The 1578-nt window shown below is 39.0% G+C and carries 2 protein-coding genes and 1 pseudogene; 1 reads left to right on the top strand and 2 read right to left on the bottom strand.

Annotated elements, in window-relative coordinates:
• Together DYY66_RS15820 and DYY66_RS03055 are read right to left on the bottom strand one after the other, a co-directional pair.
• Window positions 1-181, bottom strand: a 181-nt coding sequence (locus DYY66_RS15820; RefSeq protein ID WP_394352554.1) for an NAD(P)-binding domain-containing protein, incomplete at its 3' end; no start/stop codon positions are given.
• Window positions 178-705, bottom strand: a complete 528-nt coding sequence (locus DYY66_RS03055) for a tetratricopeptide repeat protein (protein WP_166286117.1) — start codon at window positions 703-705, stop codon at window positions 178-180. The genes DYY66_RS03055 and DYY66_RS15820, both read right to left, overlap by 4 nt.
• Before the next feature lie 294 nt (window positions 706-999).
• Here DYY66_RS03055 and DYY66_RS03050 point away from each other — a divergent pair.
• Window positions 1000-1343, top strand: a pseudogene (locus DYY66_RS03050) (NAD(P)-dependent oxidoreductase); the annotation flags it as partial.
• Between the last annotated feature and the right edge of the window lie 235 nt (window positions 1344-1578).

Here is a 1578-nt window from a genome sequence, read left to right as displayed (position 1 = left end):
TCTTGATTCCTAGTTTTTTTAGCGATTCTGCTTTCTGCCTTGTCCTGTTGTATGCATGTACCTTGTGTCCTGATGATGCAATGCGTTTTGCTATTGCACTGCCAAGCAGACCTGTACCTATAATGCCTACATCCATCACTAGATGATTTCTGGTACTGTATTTTTTTCTATTGGCTGTTATGCTGTAAGAGACTTGAATCTTGGGTCGTCATGTAGGATGTCAAAATCCTTGTCCATTGAAGCCTTTTTTGCAAACTCTCCGTCAAGCAGTATTGCTTTTTCTAGTAATGCCAGAGACTGGTCCGTATCCTTTTGAAGTGACTTGGTACATGCCTTGTGGTATAACACACTTGCACTGTCTGGAGTCTTCTCCAAGATTTTGTCATAGCATGTTATTGCCTGAGAATATCTTCCAAGATAGTGTAGTGCAAGTCCCTTGTTGAGAAGACAAGTCATGTGTTCTGAATTTTCCTTTAGAATTACATCATAGCATGTTATTGCCTGATCGTATTTTCCAAGTTTTCCTAGTGCATTGCCCTTGTTTACAAGTGCATTGACATGGGTTGGCTCTACATCCAATACCTTGTCAAAATAAAATATTGCGTCTCTTGGATTGCCTCTCTTTGCATGAGATAGTCCGATATTATACAAGTATTCTAGATTTACATCCTCGTCATCTGATGAAAAATTGATAAATCCACTCAACTGGTATCTCCTTGAAAAATCTTTCAGATAAACTCTTTTTTTATACCACAAGAACACAATTGATATCTTTGTGGCACCAAATAGTATTGTATGGAAAAAGCCAGAGCATGCCCAATCTGCCCAGGTTGCGGTTCGAAAAAATTTGACAGGATACCTTCTGAGGAAACAATTGTCAAATGCGTAGTATGTGGAAAAGAGATTGTCATCTGATGGTCTTTTCTAGTCGCCGTTGCGCTTGGTACTGTTCTTTGGACCAGTTGTAAGTTTTTATTTCCATGATTTTTAGTGTTGAGCATGGCTAAAAGTTGGAAAGACACAGATGTTAATTTAGATCTAATAAAAAATCAAACAATTGCAGTAATTGGCTATGGCATACAAGGCAATGCCCAAGCAAATAACCTAAAAGATTCTGGTCTTAATGTTATAGTTGGACTACAAGAGTCTGGCACTAGCTGGAAAAAAGCCCAGCAAGATGGTCATCAAGTGATGACAATTCCACAGGCTTGCCAAAAAGCCGACATTATTCATGTATTGATTCCAGATATGGTTCAAGCAACAGTCTACAAGGAGTTGATTGGACCAAATCTCAAGGCTGGAAAAGCACTTTCATTTTCACATGCAGCTGCAATCCATTGGGGNTTGACAGGATACCTTCTGAGGAAACAATTGTCAAATGCGTCGTCTGCGGCAAAGAGATTGTTATATGATGGTATTTAGTAGTCGTGTNTTGCGGTTCAAAAAAATTTGACAGGATACCTTCGGAGGAAACAATTGTCAAATGTGTCATCTGCGGCAAAGAGATTGTCATATGATGGTATTTTCTAGTCGCTGTTGTGCTTGGTGTTGTTCTTTGGACCAGTTGTAAGTTTTTAT

It is taken from the genome of Candidatus Nitrosotalea sp. FS (assembly GCF_011319475.1).
GTDB lineage: Archaea > Thermoproteota > Nitrososphaeria > Nitrososphaerales > Nitrosopumilaceae > Nitrosotalea.
This window is presented reverse-complemented; position numbering and strand designations above follow the sequence as displayed.